Annotated in this window: 6 protein-coding genes; 2 read left to right on the top strand and 4 right to left on the bottom strand. The window is 52.9% G+C overall.

Translation table 11 applies throughout. The annotated features are described in order from the left end of the window. The first annotated feature begins 133 nt into the window (after nt 1-133). On the top strand, nt 134-1,321 hold the full coding sequence (locus AC3WG5_RS19010) for a tyrosine-type recombinase/integrase (RefSeq protein ID WP_492570290.1): 1,188 nt from the start codon (nt 134-136) through the stop codon (nt 1,319-1,321). Between the two features lie 40 nt (nt 1,322-1,361). Continuing rightward, nucleotides 1,362-1,607 carry a type II toxin-antitoxin system Phd/YefM family antitoxin gene (locus AC3WG5_RS19005; RefSeq protein WP_492570288.1) on the top strand — a complete coding sequence of 82 codons (246 nt, stop codon included), beginning with the start codon at nt 1,362-1,364 and terminating at the stop codon, nt 1,605-1,607. Between the two features lie 548 nt (nt 1,608-2,155). Here the strand turns inward: AC3WG5_RS19005 and AC3WG5_RS19000 are convergent. From AC3WG5_RS19000 to AC3WG5_RS18985, 4 genes are all read right to left on the bottom strand, one after another. Beyond that, a complete protein-coding gene (locus AC3WG5_RS19000; RefSeq protein ID WP_492570286.1) occupies nt 2,156-2,572 on the bottom strand; it encodes a hypothetical protein in 417 nt (138 codons plus the stop codon). 379 nt (nt 2,573-2,951) lie between these two features. After that, on the bottom strand, nt 2,952-3,515 hold the full coding sequence (locus AC3WG5_RS18995; RefSeq protein WP_492570284.1) for an HI_0983 family protein: 564 nt from the start codon (nt 3,513-3,515) through the stop codon (nt 2,952-2,954). A 161-nt stretch (nt 3,516-3,676) separates the two neighbouring features. Then, nucleotides 3,677-4,186: a hypothetical protein gene (locus AC3WG5_RS18990; RefSeq protein WP_492570282.1), complete on the bottom strand. Its 510-nt coding sequence runs from the start codon at nt 4,184-4,186 to the stop codon at nt 3,677-3,679. 1,238 nt (nt 4,187-5,424) lie between these two features. After that, complete coding sequence (locus tag AC3WG5_RS18985) at nt 5,425-6,342, bottom strand: hypothetical protein (protein WP_492570280.1); 918 nt, start codon at nt 6,340-6,342, stop codon at nt 5,425-5,427. Nucleotides 6,343-6,529 lie beyond the last annotated feature (187 nt).

The following is a 6,529-nucleotide window of genomic DNA, read 5'->3' as shown; positions in this document are numbered from 1 at the left end:
CCCTCCCTGCAGCCCTTGAAAATCAAGCATTTCCAGTAATTTCCCTCCGCAATTCTCCGTTCTACACCATGGCAATCCGATAAAAAACCGGATAAATTACCGGATAACAGAAACATCTTATCCGGTTTATCCTGTGCCGCTTTCCGACGTCAAAATCCGTACCAGCAAGCCACTCGACAAGCCGTATAAGCTCCAGGACGGCAAGGGGCTGTACCTCGAGATAAGGCCGACCGGCGCCAAGTTCTGGCGCTACCGCTACTGGACATCGCCGACCAAGGACGGGATCTACACCATCGGCGAATACCCCGACGTGTCGCTGGCCGAAGCCCGCGCCGAACGCGAGCGCGTACGGGCGCTGGTCAAGGAAGGGAAAAACCCCACGGCCGAGAAGAAGCTGGACAAGCTGCGCTCCCAGAAGGAAACCGCCTCGACGCTCGCTGTGGTGGCCGAGGAATGGAAGGTGGTCAACTGGCCGCACTGGTCGGAAACGTACCGGAAGCAGGTTGAAAAGCACCTGCAGCGCGATCTGCTCGACGAGTACGGCGAACTCCCCATCCGCGAAGTCACCTCGGCCCAGCTACTCGCTGCCATCCGCAAGATCGACGAGCGCGGCGCGCCGAGCATCGCCAGGCTGGTGCGACAGTGGGCCGGCAGCATCTTCCGGCATGCGATCGCCACGCTGCGCGCCGACAGCGACCCCACCTACCCCCTGCGCGGCGCCCTGAGAATGCCGCCGACACGTCACAACGCCCACCTCTCGGCCGACGAACTGCCCGGCTTTCTGAAAGCGCTCAACGCCTATAAAGGATTCGGCCTCACGCGCCTTGCCGTCAACCTGCAGATGCTCACCCTGGTACGCACCCAGGAGCTGCGCCTGGCGGAATGGGCCGAGTTCGATCTGGACGCCGCCGAGTGGCGCATACCGCCCGAGAAGATGAAGATGCGCGATCCCCACATCGTGCCGCTCCCAAAGCAGGCCGTGGCGATCATGCGCGAGTTGGAGCCGCTGACAGGCCGGCGTCGATGGGTTTTCCCGAACGTGCGCAATCACGATACCGGGATGACCAACACCACCATCCTGCGCGTGATCGAGATACTGGGGTACAAAGGCCGGGCAACCGGTCACGGATTCCGTGCAACGGCCTCCACCATCCTGCACGAACAAGGCTGGAACTCCGACATCATCGAGCGCCAGCTCGCGCACCTGGAGCGGAACAAGGTCAAAGCCGCCTACAACCATGCCGGCTACCTCAAGGAACGCCGGGAGATGCTCCAGGCCTGGGCCGATTACCTCGACCTTCAACGTGACAAAAAGGCGTAAGCTTCGCCACCACGCCGCTCATCCTCGCAGGAGTGTCTTCATGGACCTGATACTCGCCGACATGACCGTCAGTGTCACCGAACTTAAACGTGACTTTGCCGGCGTTCTCCGCGAAGCAGGGGATGCCCCGGTGGCCGTAATCAACCATAACCGGCCGGAAGCCTACCTGCTATCAGCAAGGCACTATGAGCAACTGATGGATTATGTCGAGGATCTGGAAGACGCAGAGCTGATTCGTCAGCGCCAGAACGAGCCATCGATTTCAGTGAATTTGGAACTCGACTAGCGCAAAAGATCAGTGGCCCTCATCTACTCGGGCCACTGTGTTGGATTTGTATGGTTTGGGTTTCACCGTTTTGAACCGGAAGGCGGCGCATTACCCCTGCCGCTACCGGACGGATTCCCCGTCGTACTTGGCCAGTTTCCACCTGGGCCTGGGTGGCTCGAAGGGCCTCGACCACTGCCACCTCCCCCGCCACTGGGCCCGCCTTTGCCTCCGCTGGAACCGCCACCACTACCTCTAGCCATTTTGATGCTCCTTTGGTTTGGCAGTTAAAGCCGGTTGCTCAGGTTTTTACGCCCCAGCTACAGGCAGCAACCGGACCGAGACTCACCTTTGCTCGTGCGGTGATGCGTACGTTAACCATAGACAAAACCCGTCAGCGGCGACAGGGGCCAGGGTTGGCCGTTGGGATGAGGTACTGGTGGGATCGGGCGGTGCTGTGGCGGATGGCGCGGGGACGCCCGGACGGCTCGGGTAGGGATGGCCTGTCCGGGGCTGGGTTGCATGCGGCTCACTGCGTGTCGCTTCGAGTGCCCCAGTGGGGGCTCAGCTTAGGGCAGTGGAGCCTTTCCAAGCGAGGTGTCGAACTCTTGTGAAAGGCATTGCAGAACCGATGTGATCATGCGGCCCGTGATGTACGACTTAACTTGTTCGGATTCGATTGGCTCCTTCATGTCTCTTTCGGAAAGGGGCCAAAACTTTTCCAAGCGAGGGTCTGACGAGATTTTTTCCTCAGAACAATTGCAGACATCCGACGTCTGGATGGGGCGGGCGGACAGAGCAAGCGTGATCTCTCGATGGGTCGTAATTTGAAAAACCATGCGCTCGCACGCGGGACGGAGTGCGCTTAGCAACTGCTCGCGCCGTTGAATTCCTACTGCGGATAGCTGCGCGGAAGCCGGCGGCGTCAGCATCAATGATGAGAAGGCCGAGACAAGGTACACCAGTTTGCAGAGTTGCGGTTTCATGGGGAAGCATGAGCGTTTAGTGACGGCCAACTTAAAGTGACCGCCTTGGATGTCGAATTCTTTTGCGTTATAGGGCTCCCCTGCTCAGCAGGAAAGGTACGTTAACCATAGACAAAGCCCGTCAGCGGCGACAGGGGGCCTGGGTTGGCCGAAGCGATGGTGTGCGGCTGGATCGGGAGGCGCGGCGGGGTTGGGTATGGGGCGACTTAACGGAGGGTGACGCGCAGGACGCCCGGACGGCTCGGGTGGACATGGCCTGTCCGGGGCGGGGTTGCATGCGGCGCACTGCGTTGCGCTTCGAGTGCATCTTGTGAGGTGTTGCGGGTTATGGAGTTGAAATAACGACTAGATGTAGCAAGAGTGATTTATTGAGTAGTCATCAATAAATCGCCATGTCAACTGTTCCCAATGCGGCCATGTAGGCGCCTCTTCTCCCCCAGGCTGCTTTTAACGCATCGCGATCCATTCCTTTTACTCTCTCGGAAATGACTGCGGAGCGCACTTCGTCCTTATCAGTAACAATAAATCTATGCACAACAATTTCGGTATACTCCCCTTTGGGATCCAATAGCATTGTCGTGAAAATAAGATCTGCCTTGTTTGCGGATTTTTTGTTTTTAAACGCATCCACGGGAACGACTCTGTATGGTTTTATTTGATCCAGGTACGGATTAACAGCGTCTTTCAGTTCTTTTGCATTTTTGTAATAACGAACAGTAAGCATTCTACGCCAGTTTTCAACCGTTTCGCCCTCCCTTAAATATTCATTTATTCTTACCCCGCCATCCTCCGCAGCGAAAACGAACGTGTATTTCTCTGCTGGCAAGCAAATAGAGTCATCTTTCCCACAGGACTCATAAGATTTAAGCTCCAGTGTATGTACGTCTGCCGCATAAGTTGAGAATGAAAACAAAACCAGCAAACATGCAAATATGTTTTTCATCAAGCCTCTCTTCAGAGAAGTTATATCTATCGCAACGGATAAGTTATGAAGTGGTTTACGGGCCATTGTGGGTTGCGGGCTTATGTGCGGAAAACCGCTACACCTGAAGGGCGTGCCTTGGGGAAAATTCTTCCTTAGCCACGCCATTTAAATTTGTAAGATTACTGGTTTATCCTTGAAACAATTTTATTAATGGTGTTTTGCCACTCCTGAGTAGACTCATCACTTTTCGGGCCACGCCAAATTCTTGATATTTTATAACCAGCTTTTTCTGTGGTGTAGACAAAGTGGCTAAGGTACAATACCCCTCCACTACCCAATCTACATTCTGAAGACCAACCAAGATATGGGGTCTTTTCATTACCCACATCCGTTTTACTATTAAAGTCTTTGCAGTTTCCAGAAGCTGCCCGAGCATCACTACTACGCTTCTCAGCTGGTGAAAGCTTATCTTCAGGATCAACGAATAAAACTACACGATCATTTCCCGCATTGGCACGCCAGTCGTATTTTTTTATCCCAAAAGCTCCAAGACCAAGCGGATCAGATTTTGTGGCACTCCACTCGGAAGATTTTGGAGTCACTGTATTTATGATGAAATCTTCCATCTCGTCAGCGTGTGCACCGACAGAAACAACCAGAAAAGATGCTGCAACTAAATTCCAACGCATACCACTACCCTTCCTTATATCTAGAAATAGACGCCCTTACTGGCGTATTTTTTTGCATTATGACCAATGGCACGGGGCTGCTAGCCCTGATCTGCTTAGCTTCATGACATTGGATATCTGTATATCATAAACAAAAATCATCTGCCGCGATAGGTGCCAGGGTTGGCTGAGGAGATGGAGTGCTGGCGGGATCGGGCGGGCGCGGTGGAGGGTGACGCTGGGCCGCTGGCCGGCGTGGGTGGGCTACGGCCTTGGATTAGCCAAAGGGGCGGAGACTCATTGTTACTTGATTGGCACCCACCGTGCTCCTTCTTCTGACTGTCGCTCTGCGTTTACAGCCGACTCAATGCAATAGAGCGCAATAGGCTTCACCAGGTAGGGCGTATTTGACTCTGTTCCTAGTGGACAAACACGAAAATCACCACGCACCGCTGTCGGCATGAAAGTCGTCCATGCAGCGGGGAATATCTCATTCTCAACTGGCCCTACACCGTAGACTCGGCCGCCCGATTCGATGCGCAGATAAGGCGGCCAGCCATTCCAAACACTCATTTCCCCTCGAATGGTAAGGCATGGCCCCTGAACGAGCCCCCCATCCTCGCAGCGGTCACTTGGAGAGCCTACAGCTCCTTCAACTAGTAGAAAAAAGACAGTTCCAGCTATGACCTGGCGAAACATAGTGTGACACCTACCCTCCTCACCAGTTTGAAAAATAAGCTTGGCTTCTGTCTACAGCAAGTTCTAGTACTTGCAACAGTGCCAGCACTGATTGAGCAAGGGGAGTGGGCGGCGGAGGGTGGCGCTGGGGCGCCCGGACGGCGCGGGTGGACGCGGCCTGTCCGGGGCCGGGTGGTATGCGGCGCTACTGGGTGCTGCGGATTACGGCCTTGGTCGAGCCAAAGTTAGCCACAGGTCAGGGCTTTGTTCGCACTCGGTAGCGTGATGCTGCCTTTTAGGTTGAAACTTCGTGTAGTCATATTGCAAGAATTACACATAGGAACAATTCTTTCACCTGCCACATCGGGATGATAGACGTGTGCCCCAAGAGTAGCCAAGTTGGCACAACCATCAACTGAGCAAGTTGTTGGCCAAGGTTTTTTTGCGAAGTTTACCCAGTGTTGCTTCCATGTCCCACACTTGCAACCTCTATCCGCAGTTCCGTTCTTATTGGCCCAACCAGTTGCAGGTAAATTCATGCCTATCTCCTTCAGTAAAGTGCTGCATTAAAATTGAAAAACTTAATCATCATCAAAAAGTAAACTATCGTACTGAGCTGGAAGAAGGCTATATGCCCCCCATACGAGGCCTTTTACAGCGGGACGCGGGATATTTGCCGCGCCAATGGCTGGGCGAGCAGAGAACAGCAGCACCCTGCCAATGCTGTACCTATTAATGAATTTCCTCTCATCAAAAGATGGGGCGGTAAAAAGGTCAATACTATTGTAAAATGGATTTTCAAGTGAAATTTTATTTCTCATGGAAAGCGATTGAAAATTAACAATCCTTCCAAAATATAGGCCTTCGCTTTGCGGCAATTCCCCGCCAATCAAGGCAGCATTCCTTAACAGGTCCTTTAGATACATAGGATAGGCGCCACCCGGCAAGTAAAACGCTTTCTTGAGGTTTTTCTTGAAGTCTCTGCAGATACCCTGGACAGTAGTTATTCTGCTCGGAACTTTAACCACACCCCCATGATGGCGCCCAATGGGCATATCTGTCTCAGGGCCGTTTTGATCTTCAATTGCGGTCAAATTAAAAAGCGCTTCTTCGTCGTTGACGACTAGCTCTGGAGGGTTGCTGAGCCAGCCGGAGACAATCGCCAAGTGTTCATTGTCAATTGCCCGTCTTACTTCTTCCTCGTTTTTATAATTAAGCCCAGGAGGTTTGCTAGTCCTAAGAGAACACTTTACCTCCCGAAACTGTTTTTTGTGACGATAGTGGTGGGTTCTCGAATTGGAAAAACTCTCTTTCTTTTTTGGCACCTTTACAAGTGGAGTCGTGCATTCCGGGCAGAAAATATAGCTGGACATTGCTTCCACATATTCGCTAGGCAAAACCTTCTCACCCTTCGCCTCAAGATCAGGTTTGCTATTTACGCTGTACTGCCAATTATTTAAATGCCAAGCAAAAGGTATCCGATGATTACCACTATCCATGATCTGCCCACCTCCTGTCATACATAACTCCATTTGAACCACATAATGACTATAGAATAATTGATGTAGATCATGTAATGCCTATGGTATTAATAAATTACCCCAGTTAAGCTGGCAGATATGTTGCGGGTGGGATGGCGGCGACAAGGGCCATGGTTGGCTGTGAGGATGGGGTACGGGCGGGATC

It is taken from the genome of Pseudogulbenkiania sp. FW507-F1, assembly GCF_058781125.1.
The sequence above is the reverse complement of the archived record's forward strand: the minus strand, read 5'-3'. Positions and strand labels throughout refer to the sequence as shown.